The following is a 14,974-nucleotide window of genomic DNA, read 5'->3' as shown; positions in this document are numbered from 1 at the left end:
ACCAGACATTGAAAATCAAAAATTGTTTTTGATGTTCGATGCTGTGAGTGCCCACACAGATTGCTTGATTCAAATTGTTAAAGAGCGTCACGCTTGTCGCGTTGAGGAGACGCATCTTACGCTCCTCACTTCGAAAGTCAAGCGGTTGTTTTCGCTTTTCTTTCGGCGCCCACTTCACTAGGAAGCTGGCTCATCAGTTCGGCGTGTTCCGCCGTGCTGGTAGGGGCGCATTATAGGGAGCCGCGCCGGGATGACAAGGGCTTTTTGTAAAAATGAGTTCGTTTGCTGAAAAAGCAGGCTGAACCTCATGAAATGCGAGTTTTAGCCCCGTTTTATGCCGCTTTTTTGTTCACCCCATCGGTCTGAGCCTGGATGTAGTTGACCCAGCTGGTCGCCCGCTGTTGCCAGTTATCCTGCTGTTGCAGCTCGCGAGCCAGCTCCAGCGCCTGGGCATACTGCTCCTTATTAAGGTGTGCCTGCACCAGCAGCGCCTTGGCTCTATTGCCCTGCTCACCCTTGGCTGACTTCATGGCTACCAGCTGAGTCATGGCGGCTTCTGTCTTGCCTTGTTGCAGCAGCAGCTCGGCGACGCGCATGGCCGCCTTGGACTGGGCATGCTGTTTGGCGAGCAGTTGCCAGCTATCTACCGCCTTGGGCCACTCGCGGGCACCTTCCCACAACTGGGCCAGCAGTTGCTGGTTCTCGGCACTCGCCTTCATCTGTCCCTTCGCCATGGCGGCTTCCAGCAGACGGGCGCCGCGATAGGGTAGCCCCTGCCAGGCATAGAGCCGGATCAGCTGGTTGCGGGCGGCCGCATCGTCCATCAACTGACGATCGATGGCGGTCTGCAACAGCGCCAGCGCCTGGTCCCCACGCTTGGCGGAGAGATTGAGTGAAACGGCCTGTTGCCACCATTTGCTCTCTTTGGGTTCATGACGCACCAGCTCTTCCGCCTGCTCTGCCGCTGCGCCATAACGTTGCAGGGCGGTGAGGGCGGAGAGGCGAATGATCGCCGTCTGCCTGTGCCAGCCTTTCTTCAGCAACTGCTCGCTCTGGCTGACCGCCTCGCCATATTGCTTGTTGTGGTAATAGAGGCCGGCCAGACGCAGGCGCAAGGCATCGTCAGACTTGAGTGCCAGTGCGGCCTTGTAGCTGGCGATGGCGCCGGACCAGTTGGATTGCTGCGCCTGGATATCCCCACGCAGACGCAGCAACTGGAGCTGCTGCTGCTCGGGCCACTCTTTATAGGCCAGCGCCTGTTCCACGTAGCGACTCGCCTGCGCGGTCTGCTGCAAGTTGGCCGCCAGTGAAGCCTGCAACTGGGCCAGCCAGGCGCGCTCGGCATCGGAGCCAGGCTTGAGCCCGGTCGCCTTGTTCTGGGCCTGTTGCCACTGACCCGACTGATAGAGCTTCATCACAGGCTCCAGCTGACGGGAGAAATGAGGGCTCACTTCCATGGCCAGACAGGCTTGGCTGACCAGGGCCAGCAGACAGATCCAGATCCGCAACATGGTTACGACTCCAATTTGAATTTGAGATTGATGGTTTGCACCAGCTTGTCGGTGGCACCCGGTCTTGGCTGGTAGCGCCATTTGCTGACGGCCTGAATCGCCGCCCGCTCGAACTGTCGCTTGGGCTTGGCGTCGATCACTTCCACATCCTGTACCCGCCCCTCGGCATCGACGCTGAAGCGCAAGGTCACCGAGCCTTCTATGCCGGCCTGCTGGGCCCGATAGGGATAGACGGGCTCGACCCGCTGCAAGGGAGTCAACATGTCGCCGACACCTATGCCCGCGCCTTGAGACTGACCATGGAAGCTGCCGCTTGCCACCGGGGTGGGGCTGGTTGCGACCCCGGGGGCAGATACCTGTACCGCGCTCAGGCTGGAGACCAGATCCAGGCTCGGCTGCACCGAGGGCAGCGGTGCCGCCGCCGGCATGGGCATTGGCGTGGACGCCAGGGCGGCGGGAGGCTCCGGCAAGGGTTCTGGCTCCTGGGGTACAGGGCGCTCGCGCACCTGTACCTCGTTCACCTCGGTCTGCATGTTGATGACGATGGCTTTCTGCTCGGACGAGGCCTTCTCTCCCCGGGGAGGTTCCACCAGGGTGGCCATGAACAGCAGGATCGCCAGACTGAGGACAACCCCCAGCCCCAGGCTCATCAGCTTGAACTTCATTTCGGCGCCACCGCCACGGCGATATTGGCGATGCCTGCCGCCTTGGCCTCATCCATCACCCGCACTACCTTGCCGTGGGGCACCCGCTCATCGGCCTGGATCACCAGGCTGGCATCGGGCTGCTCCGACAGCAGACGGGCCAGGCTGGCCTGCACCCGCTCCACATCCACCTGTTTGCGATCGAGGAAGATCTGCCCCTGGGCGCCGATCGCCAGCATGATGCTGGAGGGCTTCTGCGCCTTGGCCTGGCTCGCCTGGGGCCTGTGCACCTCGAGCCCGGCTTCCCGTACGAAGGAGGTGGTCACGATGAAGAAGATCAGCATGATGAACACGATATCCAGCATGGGAGTCATGTCGATCTGCACTTCATCACGCTGGCGTTTGGATTGCCGTCTCATTGCATTACCTTCTCTTCTCGCAGGCCGTCCCGGGTCTTGGCCAGCGCACGCCTGGCCTGGCTCTCGAGACGACTGAGTAACAACACGCCGGAGAGCGCCACCACCATGCCTGCCATGGTGGGGATGGTGGCGCGGGAGATCCCGCCCGCCATGCTCTCCGGGTTAAAGCGGTTGGCGGCGGCCAACGCATCGAATACGCCTATCATGCCGGTCACAGTGCCGAGCAGGCCCAGCATGGGGCAGAGCACCACCAGGGTGCGGATGAAGATGAGGTGGCGGTTGAGCTCGAGTTCGGCCTCGGCCAGCCAGCGGCTGCGGATCGCCTTGGCGTGCCAGCTGTGGCGCTCGCTGCGTCCCTGCCAGCGGCCGAACAACTGCCGCTGCAGCGGGCCGAAGCCCAGGTTGAGGTAGAGCAGCCGCTCGATCATCAAAATCCACATCAGCACCAGCAAGGCCAGGATGACCCAGAGCACGGGACCGCCACGGCCCATGAAGCTCTGCAACTGTTGCCAGATGTCGACCATCATGCCACCCGCTCCATCCCGTCCCCGTTATTCTCGGCCCGCTCGGCCAAAATGCCGGCGACCTGCTGCTCCAGCACGTTGGAGAGCTCGGTGAAACGGGATTGCAGCAGGCTGTGGGCCAGGATCAGCGGAATGGCGGCCACCAGCCCCTGGACTGTGGTGATCAGAGCCATGGAAATGCCGCCCGCCATGATCTTGGGATCGCCGGTACCGAACTGGGTAATGGCCTGGAAGGTGCCTATCATGCCGGTGACAGTACCGAGCAGCCCCAGCATGGGGGCGATGGCGGCGATCACCTTGACCATGCCGATGCCACGCTCCATCCGGGGCGTCTCCTGCAGTATGGCTTCGTCCAGCCTCAGTTCGAGCGTCTCCATGCTCAGCTCGGGATGCTGTTCCGCCACCGTCAACACCCGACCGAGGGCGTTGTCGGCGTGGTATTCGCCACTCTTGAGCTGGCGACGCACCAGAGTCAGTTCACGGGAGAGGGTCCAGAGCCGTACGGCGGCAATGCCGAGGCCGATGGCGGCCAGCAGCACTATGATGGCGCCTACCTGGCCCCCTTGCTGGACTTGCTGCCAGAAGGTCGGTGCCTGGGCCAGCATCTCGAGCAGGACGCCGTGGGAGGGATCCAGCGGCAAGGCCTCGCCTTCCTTGCCCTGATAGGCGCTCAGCTCGGACAGCACTCCGCCGGGCAAGCCCAGTACCGGACTCAGCCCTTCACCGCTCGGTTGCAGGAAGCCTTCGCTACCAAACAGCGCGAAGCTGCCTACCCGGGTCAGCGACTGCTCACTGGCTGCCCCCTGGGCATCGAGCACCTTGCCGTTGAACTGGACAACCCGGCCCGACTCGCGGATCTCCTGCAACAGGGTGGCGGGCAGCAGGGCGAGGGCGGCGCGATCCGGCACTTGCTTGTCCTGGGCCATCGCCTTCAAGGCAGTCAGGCGATCCGGATACTGACCCTGCACCGAGGAGTCACCCAGCAGCTTGACCGCATCGCTGGCGCCCTGACGGGTCACCGCGAAGATCTCGTTCATGTCGCCGGAGGCTTGCTCCCACCGGGTGTTGAGCTCGACCAGCTGCTTTTCATTGCTGGCAAACTGGCTGGCCAGCTCCTTGCTCAGGCGTTGGGCCTCGGCCAGCCTGGCACGGGCACTGGTCAACTCGGTGGAGACAGACGCCAGATCCTGCTGTGCCTGCTGTTCGCGGGCCTGTTCCTGCTGTTGCCACTCTTCATTGGCAAGGGCCAGCTGGGAGCAGAGGGAGAGTGTTATCAGAAGGGGGAACCATTTCATGACTGAGCCTCCTGGCTACGGGCGACAGACAGGGGCACATGCAACAGTTGCGGGACTTTCTTGTCGGCCGCCATGTCCAGCGCATCGGCAAGGGGGGTTAGCCACTCGCTATCCAGCGGTAACCAGCTCTTGCTCTCGGCGGACCAGCGCCAGGCCTGGGAGCGATCGGCAGTCATGGCCAGCAGGGAGACCCGGCCGAGCGCCAGCACATCGACCCGACGTTCGGCATCATCCAGCGCCAGCTGGGCGGGATAGGTATCCATCCGGCTGCCGTATTCGGCTTCGATCTGGTAGGCCTGCAGCAGCTGGCGGAACTTCTCCGCCTCGCTCACGTCCGCCCGGGCCAGGGTCACCTTCAACTGCTCGACCCGCGCCAGACGGTCCTCCTTGCGCAGGGGAATGTCATTCTGCACCAGCTGCTCGAGATCCGCCTGCATCTGCAGCATCAGCGGGATCAGCCCCTGCCGGGTCTCTTGTACCGCTTCCAGCTGTTGAGTGAGCTTGCCCAGCTCATTCTGCTGATCGGCCACCAGAGACTGCATGTAACGGTTGTAGGCTTCCAGATCCCGCAGTTGCAGTTGGGCATTTTGCAGCTCCAGCCGGGCGGCAACGGCGGCATCGGCCGCCTTTTCTACGCGCTGCTGGGAGGCTTTCCCATCCGCGATGCTGTTTTTCAGTGCGGGCGCGACCAAATCGTCTGCCGAGGCGACGAAATGAACGGCCAATGGCAACAAGGCCAGACCCCAGATCTTTTTCATGGTACACAATCTTAACAATGATAACTATTCTCATTGTCTCAAAGAGTCGTGCCAGTGGCAATCAGATGATTTTCTTGGCCTGTGGCCGAAAAAACAGGATACTTTTTAGACAAGCACGGGAACAACTGGCGTTGGTAGTCACAACACCATTTTAAATAACTAAAAAATGTCTTTTCGATCAGGATGATAAGTGGTCGAAGAAGGAGACTTACATGTTTAACGATGCGATCTGGGAACACATAGATCGGTTCACCAAGGCCAAGAAAACCAGCGATATCCAGCAGCAACTGGAGCGCTTCAGCCATCAGATGGGATTTGATTACTTCAGGTTGCTGATCATTTTCCCCATCAGCATGCAGAAATCACACGTGGCCTTGTTCAACAACTGCCCGACCAGCTGGTTTGATGCCTACACGGAGCGGCACTACCTGACCCAGGATCCTGTGGTCTTTCTGGGCCTGAAGCAGACCCAGCCCATCTTCTGGAACAAGCTCGACTGCGACTCCCCCTGGCTGCCCAGCGCCAGCCGGGAAGTGATGAACCTCGCCGCCGACTTTGGCGTGAGAAACGGTGTCTCCTTCCCGTTGCACACGCCCCAGGGGGAACACGGCATCCTCTCCTTCATCAGCAAGGAAAAATCCAACTCCGACCTGATGTTTGAAAACGTTCCCATGCTGTCGTTCTGCGCCAGCTACATCTTCAACGCGGCGCTGCAGCTGATAAAGAGCAGGCCGGACCTGATGAAGCATCTGGCCGAGCTGTCGGATCGGGAGAAGGAGTGCCTGTTCTGGGCCAGCGAGGGCAAGACCTCCTGGGAGATAGCCACCATACTCGGCATCAGCGAGCGCACCGTAAACTTCCACCTCAATCAGGTCACCAACAAGACGGATTCGAAGAACCGCAACCAGGCGATCGCCAAGAGCATCTCCAGCGGCATCATAGTGCCTTCGCTGAACGATGTGACCATCACCAACCTGCGGCTCTCCTGAGCCGGTCCTCAGCAACAAAAAGAGCCGCAACAGCGGCTCTTTTTTTATGTCTGACAACGGCTTATTCCACTGTCACGGATTTCGCCAGGTTGCGCGGCTGATCCACGTCCGTGCCCTTGATCAGGGCGACGTGGTAGGAGAGCAGCTGCAACGGCACCGTGTAGACGATGGGGGCTATCATCTCTTCCACGTGGTTCAGGCTCATCACCCTCATGGTCTCGTCGCTCTTGAAGCCGGCGTCGGCATCGGCGAACACGTAGAGGATGCCGCCACGAGCACGGACTTCTTCCACGTTGGACTTGAGCTTCTCCAGCAGATCGTTGTTCGGCGCCACCACTATGATGGGCATCTCGGCATCGATCAGTGCCAGCGGGCCGTGCTTGAGCTCACCGGCGGCATAGGCTTCTGCGTGGATGTAGGAGATCTCTTTCAGCTTGAGCGCCCCCTCCATGGCGATGGGGTACTGGCTGCCACGGCCGAGGAACAGGCTGTGGTGCTTGTCGGCAAACTCTTCGGCCAGGGTCTCGATCTGCTTGGCCAGCGCCAGGCTCTCCTTGATGCGCAGCGGCAGGGCTTGCAGCGCCTTGACCAGCTCAGCCTCAGCGGCGGCACTCAGGTTGCCACGGCAGTGACCGACGGAGGCCACCAGCATCAGCAGGCCGGCCAGCTGGGTGGTGAACGCCTTGGTGGAGGCGACGCCAATCTCGGCACCGGCCCGGGTCATAAAGGCCAAGTCAGATTCCCGCACCAGGGAGGAACCCGGCACGTTGCAGATGGCCAGGGAGCTCATGTAACCGGACTCCTTGGCCAGGCGCAGGGCGGCCAGGGTGTCGGCTGTCTCGCCGCTCTGGGACAGGGTCACCAGCAGACTGTTGGGGCGCACCACGGACTTGCGATAGCGGAACTCGGAGGCGATCTCCACGTCGCAGGAGACGCCGGCGATCTCTTCGAACCAGTAACGGGCCACCATGCCGGAGTTGTAGGAGGTGCCGCAGGCCACGATCTGGACGTGCTCTACCTTGTCGAAGATGGCGCGTGCGCCGTTGCCGAAGGACTCGACCACCACGTGATCGCTGCCCAGACGCCCTTCCAGGGTGTTGGTGATGGCCTTGGGCTGCTCGTAGATCTCTTTGAGCATGTAGTGGCGGTACTCGCCCTTGTCACCGGCGTCGTGGGAAAGCTCGGACTCCAGCTCCTCGCGCACCACGGCATTGCCCTGGGTATCGAAGATGTGCACGTCGCGACGGGTCACCTCGGCCACATCCCCCTCTTCCAGGAAGATGAAGCGACGGGTGACCGGCAGCAGGGCCATCTGATCGGAGGCGATAAAGTTCTCACCGATGCCGCGGCCGATCACCAGGGGCGAGCCGGAGCGGGCCACCACCAGACGGCTGTCGTCACGGCTGTCCATCACCACTGTGCCGTAGGCACCGCGCAGTTGCTTCACCGTGACCTGCATGGCCGCCAGCAGGCTGGGGGCGGATTTCAGTTCGTGGTGTACCAGGTGGGCGATCACTTCGGTGTCGGTGTCAGAGCTGAACTCGTAACCCATGCCCTGCAGCTGGCTGCGCAGCTCTTCGTGGTTCTCTATGATGCCGTTGTGCACCACCACTATATGCTCGGAGACATGGGGGTGGGCATTGCGCTCGGACGGCTCGCCATGGGTCGCCCAGCGGGTGTGGGCTATGCCGGTGCCGCCGTGGACGGACTGCTCTTCCAGCGCCTTGGCCAGCTCGGCCACCTTGCCGAGGCGACGCACCCGCTGCAGCGGCTGGTTGGCGCTGAACACGGCCACACCGGCGGAGTCATAGCCGCGGTATTCCAGACGGCGCAGGCCTTCTACCAGGATTTCAGCCACATCACGTTGGGCCACTGCCCCGACGATGCCACACATAGACTTCTCCTCAAGAGGTAAAAACGGAAATTCGTTTGGATAGTTGGATGTTTGGGTCAAACCGCCACGGGGGCGCAGATCAGTGCTATCCCCCTGGCCTGAATCTGTGCTCTGGCCTCGCCGTCCAGCCCCTCATCGGTCACCAGGGTATGGATGCTGGACCAGGGCAGCTCGAGATTGGGGATCTTGCGGCCTATCTTCTCCGACTCGACCATGACGATGACCTCGCGGGACACCTCGGCCATCACACGGGAGAGGCCCACCAGCTCGTTGAAGGTGGTGGTGCCCCGCTCCGGGTCTATGCCGTCGGCGCCGATGAACAGCTGGTCGAAGTCATAGGAGCGCAGCACCTGCTCCGCCACCTGACCCTGGAAGGATTCGGAGTGGGGATCCCAGGTACCGCCGGTCATCAGCAAGGTGGGCTCGTTCTCCAGCTCGCGCAGGGCGCCGGCCACGTTGAGGGAGTTGGTCATCACGATGAGGCCGCGCTTGCTGCCCAGCATGGGGATCATGGCGCTGGTGGTGCTGCCGCTGTCGATGATGACGCGGTTGTGATCGCGGATGCGCTCGGCGGCGGCACGGGCTATGGCCAGCTTTCGTTTCGAAACTTGATCCGGGTTGCTGTCCACCACCATCTCGCTCGGCAGGGGCACGGCACCACCGTAACGGCGCAGCAGCAGACCGCCGGTCTCCAGCACGGCCAGATCCTTGCGGATGGTCACTTCCGAGGTGGAGAAGTGCTTGGCCAGGGCATCGACGCTGACTTCGCCCTGTTCCTGCACCAGGGTCACTATGGTGTGACGGCGCTGTTGAGTGTTGCGTTTGGTCATCTTAAAGTTTCGATTCGAAAGAATGGCGAAATATTAATACCTTTTTTGGAAAAATCAAACGGCAAATAGGATCCGATTTGGTTCGATGCCAGAATGGTCAGGCCGATTTATGACGAGGACGCCATGCAAAAACGAGTCATCTGGCTGGTGGAAGATGAGGCCAGCATCGCCGACACCCTGATCTATGCCCTGCAGACCGATGGTTTCGAGGTGGAGTGGTTCCCCCTCGGCCAGCCGTTGCTGGCGCGACTGGAACGGTCGCGACCGGATTTTCTGATCCTGGATGTGGGGCTGCCGGACATCGGCGGCTTCGAGCTGTGCAAGCAGGTACGTGCCCTGACCGACACGCCCCTGATGTTTCTCACCGCCCGCAGCGAGGAGATAGACAGGTTGATCGGGCTGGAGATAGGGGCCGACGACTACGTGGCCAAGCCCTTCTCGCCGCGGGAGGTGTGCGCCAGGGTGAGGGTGATACTGCGCCGCAGCCAGCCCATAATCCCCCAACCGAGCCAATTGCTGGCGCTGGACGAGGAGCGGGCCCGCATCTGCTTCCACGGTCAGCCCCTGAATCTCACCCGCTACGAATACCTGCTGCTCAAGACTCTGATGCAGGCGCCGGGCCGGGTCTACTCCCGCCAGCAGCTGATGGATCTGGTGTGGAGCGGGGCGGAGGAGAGCCTGGATCGCACCGTCGACACCCACATCAAGACCCTGCGCGCCAAGCTGCGGGAGCGGGACGCCGAGGCCAATCTTATCCTGACTCACCGCGGGCTGGGCTACAGCCTGGAGCTGGCATGAGCCACAGGGGATCGCAACGGCCAGGCAGGCCAGTGCAGCGGAACCACAGAGGGGGACGGCCATGAGGATAGGGTTGCAACTGCTGTGCGGTCTGGTGCTGATCTTCGCGCTGGCCGCCTGGTTCGTGCTGGAGATCTTCGTCGAGGAGATCAAACCCGGGGTGCGCAGCGCCACCGAGGATACCCTGGTGGACATGGCCCAGCTGCTGGCCCCCCTGGCCCTGGACGATCTGCAGGAGGGGAAGATGGCGGATGGCCGGCTGGCCAGCGCCTTTGCCCGCCTCAACCAGAGCCCCATCAACGCCCTGATCGACGGTCACCTCAAGCAGCAGGCGGAGTACCGCATCTATGTGGTCGACGCTAAAGGCAAGGTGGTCTATGACTCGGACGGGGTGGATCTGGGCAAGGACTATTCCCGCTGGAACGACGTCTACCGCACCTTGCGCGGGGAGTATGGCGCCCGCAGCACCCGCAGCGATCCTGACGATCCCGCCAGCTCGGTGATGCACGTGGCCGCCCCCCTGCGCGAGGGGGACGAGATCCTGGGTTCCCTCACTGTCGCCAAGCCCAACCGCACCCTGCTGCCCATGATAGAGCGCAGCGAGCACCAGCTGTTGCAGGGGGCAGCCCTGCTGCTCTGCCTCTCGCTGCTGATCGGTGCCCTGCTGGTGTGGTGGCTCACCCGCGCCATCGGCAAGCTGGTGCACTACGCAGATGCGGTCAGCCAGGGCCAGCCCGCCAGCCTGCCGAGGCTCCACAGCCCGGAGCTGGACCGGCTCGGCCACTCCCTCGAGACCATGCGCCGCCAGCTGGACGGCAAATCCTACATCGAAGCCTATGTGCACAGCCTGACCCATGAGCTCAAAAGCCCGCTGGCCGCCATCCGCGGGGCAGGGGAGATCCTCGCCGAGGTACCGCCGCCCGAAGTGGCGCGGCGCTTTATCGGCAACATCAATCTGGAGACGGCCCGCATGCAGCAACTGATCGAACGCATGCTGCAGCTGGCGCGCCTCGAATCGGGGCAGGGGCTGGACAGACAGGCCATAGCCCCCGCCACACTGGGCAGACGGGCTCTGGATGCCCGCCAGATAGTCGCTGCCCGTCGTCAGGTGGCCCTGGCGGCAGAGCTCGCCGACGCCCCCAGGCAGAAATGGGATCCCCTGCTGGTGGAGCAGGCCCTGGGCAACCTGCTGGACAACGCCCTCGATTTCTCACCCGCCGGGGGTCATATCCGGCTGAGCGGCGCCCTGGAGCAGGGGGGCTACTGCTTCCGGGTGCGGGATCAGGGACCCGGCATCCCGGACTATGCGCTGCCCAGGATCTTCGAGCGCTTCTACTCGCTGCCCAGACCCGACAAGGGCAAGAGCAGCGGCCTCGGGCTCAGCTTTGCCGCCGAGGTGGCTCGCCAGCATGGCGGCAGGCTGATCCTCGCCAACCAGCCGGAAGGCGGCGTACTGGCCGAACTCTGGTTGCCCACGGCTTGAGCCACGACTTCACACCGAGCACACAGAACCTGGCTAAGCTGCACCTCCTCGGATAGGGTCCCGCCCGGACCCGTCGATACGCGTTCTGATGAATCAAGGAGATGTTCATGTCCCGTATTCTGTTGTCCGGCCTGCTTGCCGCCGGCCTCTTCTGTGCCTTGCCCGCCAGCGCCACCACGGGTTGCCTGCTGTTTGCCGATGGCAGCGGCAAACCCCTCAGCGCCCAGGGTGACTGCGCCAGCCAGTTGACGCCCGCCTCCACCTTCAAGATCCCCCTCGCGCTGATGGGCTATGAGAGCGGCTTCCTGGTGGATGAACAGCTACCCGCCCTGCCATTCAAAGCCGGTGACCCTGACTTCCTGCCGGAATGGAAGCAGACCACAACCCCGAGCAGCTGGATGAAATTCTCGGTGATCTGGTATTCCCAACGCCTCACCGAGTGGCTGGGAGAGGCGCGCTTCCAGCAATACGTCGACCGCTTCGACTACGGCAACCGGGAGCTCTCGGGCAACCCGGGCAAGCACGACGGTCTGACCCAGGCCTGGCTCAGCTCCAGCCTCGCCATCAGCCCCCAGGAGCAGGCCCGCTTCCTCGGCAAGCTGGTGAGCGGCAAGCTACCGGTCTCCGCCGAGGCGGTACGCCGCACCAGCACGCTGCTGCGTCAGCCCGACATCGATGGCTGGCAGATCCACGGCAAGACCGGCATGGGCTACCCCAAGCTGCTGGATGGCAGCCTCAACCGGGATCAGCAGATCGGCTGGTTCGTCGGCTGGGCCAGCAAGCAGGACAAGAAGCTCATCTTCGTGCACACAGTGGTGCAAAAACCCGGCAAGCAGTTCGCGTCCCTCAGGGCAAAGGAAGAGGTGTTTGCCGCCTTGCCAACAGAGCTGAAGAAACTCTGATCCCCAACCGGCGCCTGGCGCCGGTTTTTTTATCCCCCTTCACCCCCACTTCACAGGGCCCCATCCCCGCTTCACCCGACCCCGGCACACTCGACCCCATCAACAAGGAGAGGCGTCATGGTCAAACAGATATTTACCCACAAGATAGTGCTGCTGCTGTTGCTCAGCCTGCTGCTGATGATCCCCGTTCACTCCATCATGGAGCTGAACCGGGAGCGCCAGGCCTACCGCAGCCAGGCCATCCACAGCATAATGGCCAGCAGCAGTGGTCCGCAGCGCTTGCTGGGGCCAGTGCTGGTGCAACCCTATACCCGGGCCGTCACCGTCGAGCAGGATGGCAAGCGCTTCGTGCGCGAGGAGCGGGTCTATCGCTACCTGCTGCCGGACAGGCTGGATGTGCGGGCCAGCATGGAGGTCACCCCGCGCAAGCTCGGCATCTATCAGGCCCAGGTCTATCACAGCCGGCTCTCCCTCTCCGGCCGGTTGCCGGCCAGTCTGGCCGACAAGGCGCTGGTGGCCGGCAACCCGGATCTGAGCTTCGACGCTGCGGATCCCGCCCTGGTCCCGGGCAAACCCTACCTCAGCCTGGTGCTGTCCGATGCCCGCGGCATCAGCAGTGTGCCCGAGCTGAAGCTCGGGGAGCGGCGCATTCCGTTCGCCCCCGGCGCCCTGCTGGGTGACGGTCTGGCCGGCATCCATGCCCCGCTCGACAGCCTGCCCGGGGAAGATGGCCGCTTTCACATCGAGCTGAACCTGCAGGGCATGAACGCGCTTGAGGTGGTGCCGATCGGCCAGGACAGCAGATTCAACCTGAGTGGCAACTGGCCCCATCCCAACTTCATCGGCGATTTTCTGCCCGGCAGCCGCACCCTGAACGATCAGGGGTTCGACGCCAGCTGGCAGACCAGCTGGTTTGCCACCGACATGGAGTGGCGTTTCACCCGCATGATGAAGGGGGCGGGGAGCGATTTGCCGACCTTCAGCGTCAGCCTGGTGCAGCCGGTGGATCACTATCAGCAGAACGAGCGGGCCGCCAAATACGCCCTGCTGTTCATCGGCCTCACCTTCCTCAGTTTCTTCATGTTCGAGCTGCTCAAGGGGCTGCGGGTGCACCCCATCCAGTACGCCCTGGTGGGCATGGGGCTGGCCATCTTCTATCTGGTGCTGCTGGCGCTGACCGAGCACCTGGGCTTTGGCTGGGCCTATCTGGTCGCCAGCCTCGCCAGCGTGTCGCTCAACGGCTTCTACCTCAGCCACGTGCTGGGGGGGCCGCGTCAGGGCCTCGGCTTCGCGGCCCTGCTCGGGCTTGTCTACGCCATACTGTTCGGGCTGCTGCAGGCCGAGGAGATAGCCCTGCTGCTCGGCGCCCTGTTGCTGTTCGCCATACTGACGCTGGTCATGGTGCTGACCCGCAAGCTGGACTGGTATGGGGTGATGGGCAACCCGCCGCCTTCCTCTTCCCCAAGCCAGGAGAGCTGAAAACAAAACCGGCGCCCTGAGGGCGCCGGTTTCATTTCATTGACTGGGCATCACTTCTTCTTGACGGGGCGGGCCCAGTTCTTGATGTGACGCTGGGGCACCCGGGTGATGACCAGCTCGTTCTCGGCCACATCCTTGGTAATGGTGGAACCCGCCCCCAGGGTCGCGCCCTTGCCGATGCGCACCGGCGCCACCAGCTGGGTATCGGAGCCGACGAAGACGTCATCCTCTATGATGGTCTGGAACTTGTTCACCCCATCATAATTACAAGTAATGGTGCCGGCACCTATGTTCACCTTGGCGCCAATGTCCGCATCCCCCAGGTAGGTCAGGTGACCACACTTGGAGCCGACCCCGAGCCGGGATTTCTTCATCTCGACGAAGTTGCCGACGTGAGCATCCTGCTCCAGCACGGCACCCGGGCGCAGACGGGCGAAGGGGCCGACCGAGCACTGATCCGCCACCAGGGCGCCCTCGATGACGGAGTAGGGTTTCACCTCGCTGTGATCCCCAATCTCGCAATCCTTCAGCACGGCGCCGGCACCTATGCGCACATGGTTGCCGAGTTTGACCTTGCCCTCGATGATGACGTTGGCGTCGATCACCACTTCTTCCCCGATCTCGAGGGTGCCGCGCAGATCGAAGCGAGCCGGATCGATCAGGGTGACGCCGGCGATCATCAGCCTCTCGGCCTGCATCTGCTGATAGCTGCGCTCGAGGGCCGCCAGCTGGACCCGGTTGTTGGCCCCTTCCACCTCCATGGCGCTGTCCGGATGGACGGCGGCAATGGGACAGCCATCCCCATGGGCCATGGCGATCACGTCGGTGAGATAGAACTCCCCCTGGGCGTTCTTGTTGTCCAGACGGGACAGCCAGCCACGCAGCTGGGCGCCATTGGCCACCAGCACACCGGTATTCACCTCGCGGATGGCGAGCTGTTCGGCGTTGGCATCCTTCTGCTCGACTATGCCGACTACCTGGCCGTTTTCACGGACGATACGGCCATAGCCGGTGGGGTTGTCCAGCACCACTGTCAGCAGCGCCATGCCGTCGTCGGCCTTGGCGGCCAGCAGCCGTTGCAGGGTCTCGGGCTGGATCAGCGGGGTGTCGCCGTACAATACCAGCACCTCATCCTCATCCTGCCAGAACGGGATCGCCTGGGCGACGGCATGGCCGGTGCCCAACTGCTGCGCCTGCAACACCCAGTTGAGATCCGGGGCGGCAATCCGCTCCTTGAGCAGCTCGGCGCCGTGGCCATAGACCAGGTGCAACTGTTCGGCACCTATCTGGCGGGCGGTGTCGATCACATGGGACACCATGGGTTTGTTGGCGACAGGGTGCAGCACCTTGGGCAGAACGGAACGCATGCGAGTACCTTTACCCGCAGCCAGGATCACGACGTTGAGAGACATAGCCAGCCTTTGAAACATGAGAAAATACCCGGCGGA

Annotated in this window: 14 protein-coding genes; 5 read left to right on the top strand and 9 right to left on the bottom strand. The window is 62.7% G+C overall.

Going from position 1 to position 14,974, the window contains the following annotated elements:
• Nucleotides 1-332: 332 nt before the first annotated feature.
• The 6 genes from AB5Y91_RS20340 to AB5Y91_RS20315 are packed head-to-tail and all read right to left on the bottom strand — an operon-like array spanning nt 333 to nt 5,151.
• Nucleotides 333-1,511 (bottom strand): hypothetical protein, encoded by a 1,179-nt coding sequence (locus tag AB5Y91_RS20340; RefSeq protein ID WP_368170635.1) that lies wholly within the window; start codon nt 1,509-1,511, stop codon nt 333-335.
• Nucleotides 1,512-1,513: 2 nt separating this feature from the next.
• Nucleotides 1,514-2,176: an energy transducer TonB gene (locus AB5Y91_RS20335; protein ID WP_368170634.1), complete on the bottom strand. Its 663-nt coding sequence runs from the start codon at nt 2,174-2,176 to the stop codon at nt 1,514-1,516.
• Nucleotides 2,173-2,574, bottom strand: a complete 402-nt coding sequence (locus AB5Y91_RS20330; RefSeq protein WP_368170633.1) for an ExbD/TolR family protein — start codon at nt 2,572-2,574, stop codon at nt 2,173-2,175. The genes AB5Y91_RS20335 and AB5Y91_RS20330 overlap by 4 nt, the downstream gene beginning before the upstream one ends.
• Entirely contained in the window at nt 2,571-3,101 is a 531-nt protein-coding gene (locus tag AB5Y91_RS20325) for a MotA/TolQ/ExbB proton channel family protein (protein WP_368170632.1), read from the bottom strand. The genes AB5Y91_RS20330 and AB5Y91_RS20325 overlap by 4 nt, the downstream gene beginning before the upstream one ends.
• Nucleotides 3,098-4,393 (bottom strand): MotA/TolQ/ExbB proton channel family protein, encoded by a 1,296-nt coding sequence (locus tag AB5Y91_RS20320; RefSeq protein ID WP_368170631.1) that lies wholly within the window; start codon nt 4,391-4,393, stop codon nt 3,098-3,100. Before AB5Y91_RS20320 ends, AB5Y91_RS20325 begins: the two co-directional genes overlap by 4 nt.
• Nucleotides 4,390-5,151, bottom strand: a complete 762-nt coding sequence (locus AB5Y91_RS20315) for a DUF3450 domain-containing protein (protein WP_368170630.1) — start codon at nt 5,149-5,151, stop codon at nt 4,390-4,392. Before AB5Y91_RS20315 ends, AB5Y91_RS20320 begins: the two co-directional genes overlap by 4 nt.
• 212 nt (nt 5,152-5,363) lie before the next feature.
• Here AB5Y91_RS20315 and AB5Y91_RS20310 point away from each other — a divergent pair, with 212 nt between their 5' ends.
• Nucleotides 5,364-6,140: a LuxR family transcriptional regulator gene (locus AB5Y91_RS20310; protein ID WP_106885393.1), complete on the top strand. Its 777-nt coding sequence runs from the start codon at nt 5,364-5,366 to the stop codon at nt 6,138-6,140.
• Nucleotides 6,141-6,201: 61 nt separating this feature from the next.
• Here AB5Y91_RS20310 and glmS read toward each other — a convergent pair whose 3' ends face one another.
• Both glmS and AB5Y91_RS20300 read right to left on the bottom strand, forming a co-directional pair.
• Nucleotides 6,202-8,034: a glutamine--fructose-6-phosphate transaminase (isomerizing) gene (gene glmS, locus AB5Y91_RS20305; RefSeq protein ID WP_368170629.1), complete on the bottom strand. Its 1,833-nt coding sequence runs from the start codon at nt 8,032-8,034 to the stop codon at nt 6,202-6,204.
• 56 nt (nt 8,035-8,090) lie between these two features.
• Entirely contained in the window at nt 8,091-8,864 is a 774-nt protein-coding gene (locus tag AB5Y91_RS20300) for a DeoR/GlpR family DNA-binding transcription regulator (protein ID WP_139745121.1), read from the bottom strand.
• A gap of 123 nt (nt 8,865-8,987) precedes the next feature.
• Here AB5Y91_RS20300 and blrA point away from each other — a divergent pair, with 123 nt between their 5' ends.
• The 4 genes from blrA to creD all read left to right on the top strand — a co-directional run bounded on the left by blrA (nt 8,988) and on the right by creD (nt 13,526).
• Nucleotides 8,988-9,662, top strand: a complete 675-nt coding sequence (gene blrA / locus AB5Y91_RS20295) for a beta-lactam response regulator transcription factor BlrA (protein WP_042651612.1) — start codon at nt 8,988-8,990, stop codon at nt 9,660-9,662.
• A gap of 61 nt (nt 9,663-9,723) precedes the next feature.
• Entirely contained in the window at nt 9,724-11,145 is a 1,422-nt protein-coding gene (gene blrB, locus AB5Y91_RS20290; RefSeq protein ID WP_368170628.1) for a beta-lactam sensor histidine kinase BlrB, read from the top strand.
• 107 nt (nt 11,146-11,252) lie between these two features.
• Nucleotides 11,253-12,047, top strand: coding sequence for a class D beta-lactamase (gene blaOXA, locus AB5Y91_RS20285; protein WP_106885389.1), 795 nt, complete (start codon nt 11,253-11,255; stop codon nt 12,045-12,047).
• 117 nt (nt 12,048-12,164) lie between these two features.
• Nucleotides 12,165-13,526 carry a cell envelope integrity protein CreD gene (gene creD, locus AB5Y91_RS20280; RefSeq protein ID WP_368170627.1) on the top strand — a complete coding sequence of 454 codons (1,362 nt, stop codon included), beginning with the start codon at nt 12,165-12,167 and terminating at the stop codon, nt 13,524-13,526.
• 50 nt (nt 13,527-13,576) lie between these two features.
• On the opposite strand, the gene glmU is transcribed toward creD, so the two are convergent.
• On the bottom strand, nt 13,577-14,938 hold the full coding sequence (glmU, locus tag AB5Y91_RS20275) for a bifunctional UDP-N-acetylglucosamine diphosphorylase/glucosamine-1-phosphate N-acetyltransferase GlmU (RefSeq protein WP_368170626.1): 1,362 nt from the start codon (nt 14,936-14,938) through the stop codon (nt 13,577-13,579).
• Nucleotides 14,939-14,974 lie beyond the last annotated feature (36 nt).

The sequence above is a fragment of the Aeromonas sp. R4-3 genome (genome assembly GCF_040908275.1).
In the GTDB taxonomy this organism is placed as follows: Bacteria; Pseudomonadota; Gammaproteobacteria; order Enterobacterales; family Aeromonadaceae; genus Aeromonas; species Aeromonas rivipollensis.
Note: the sequence above shows the minus strand (reverse complement) of the source record. Positions and strands in the feature narration are given on the sequence as shown.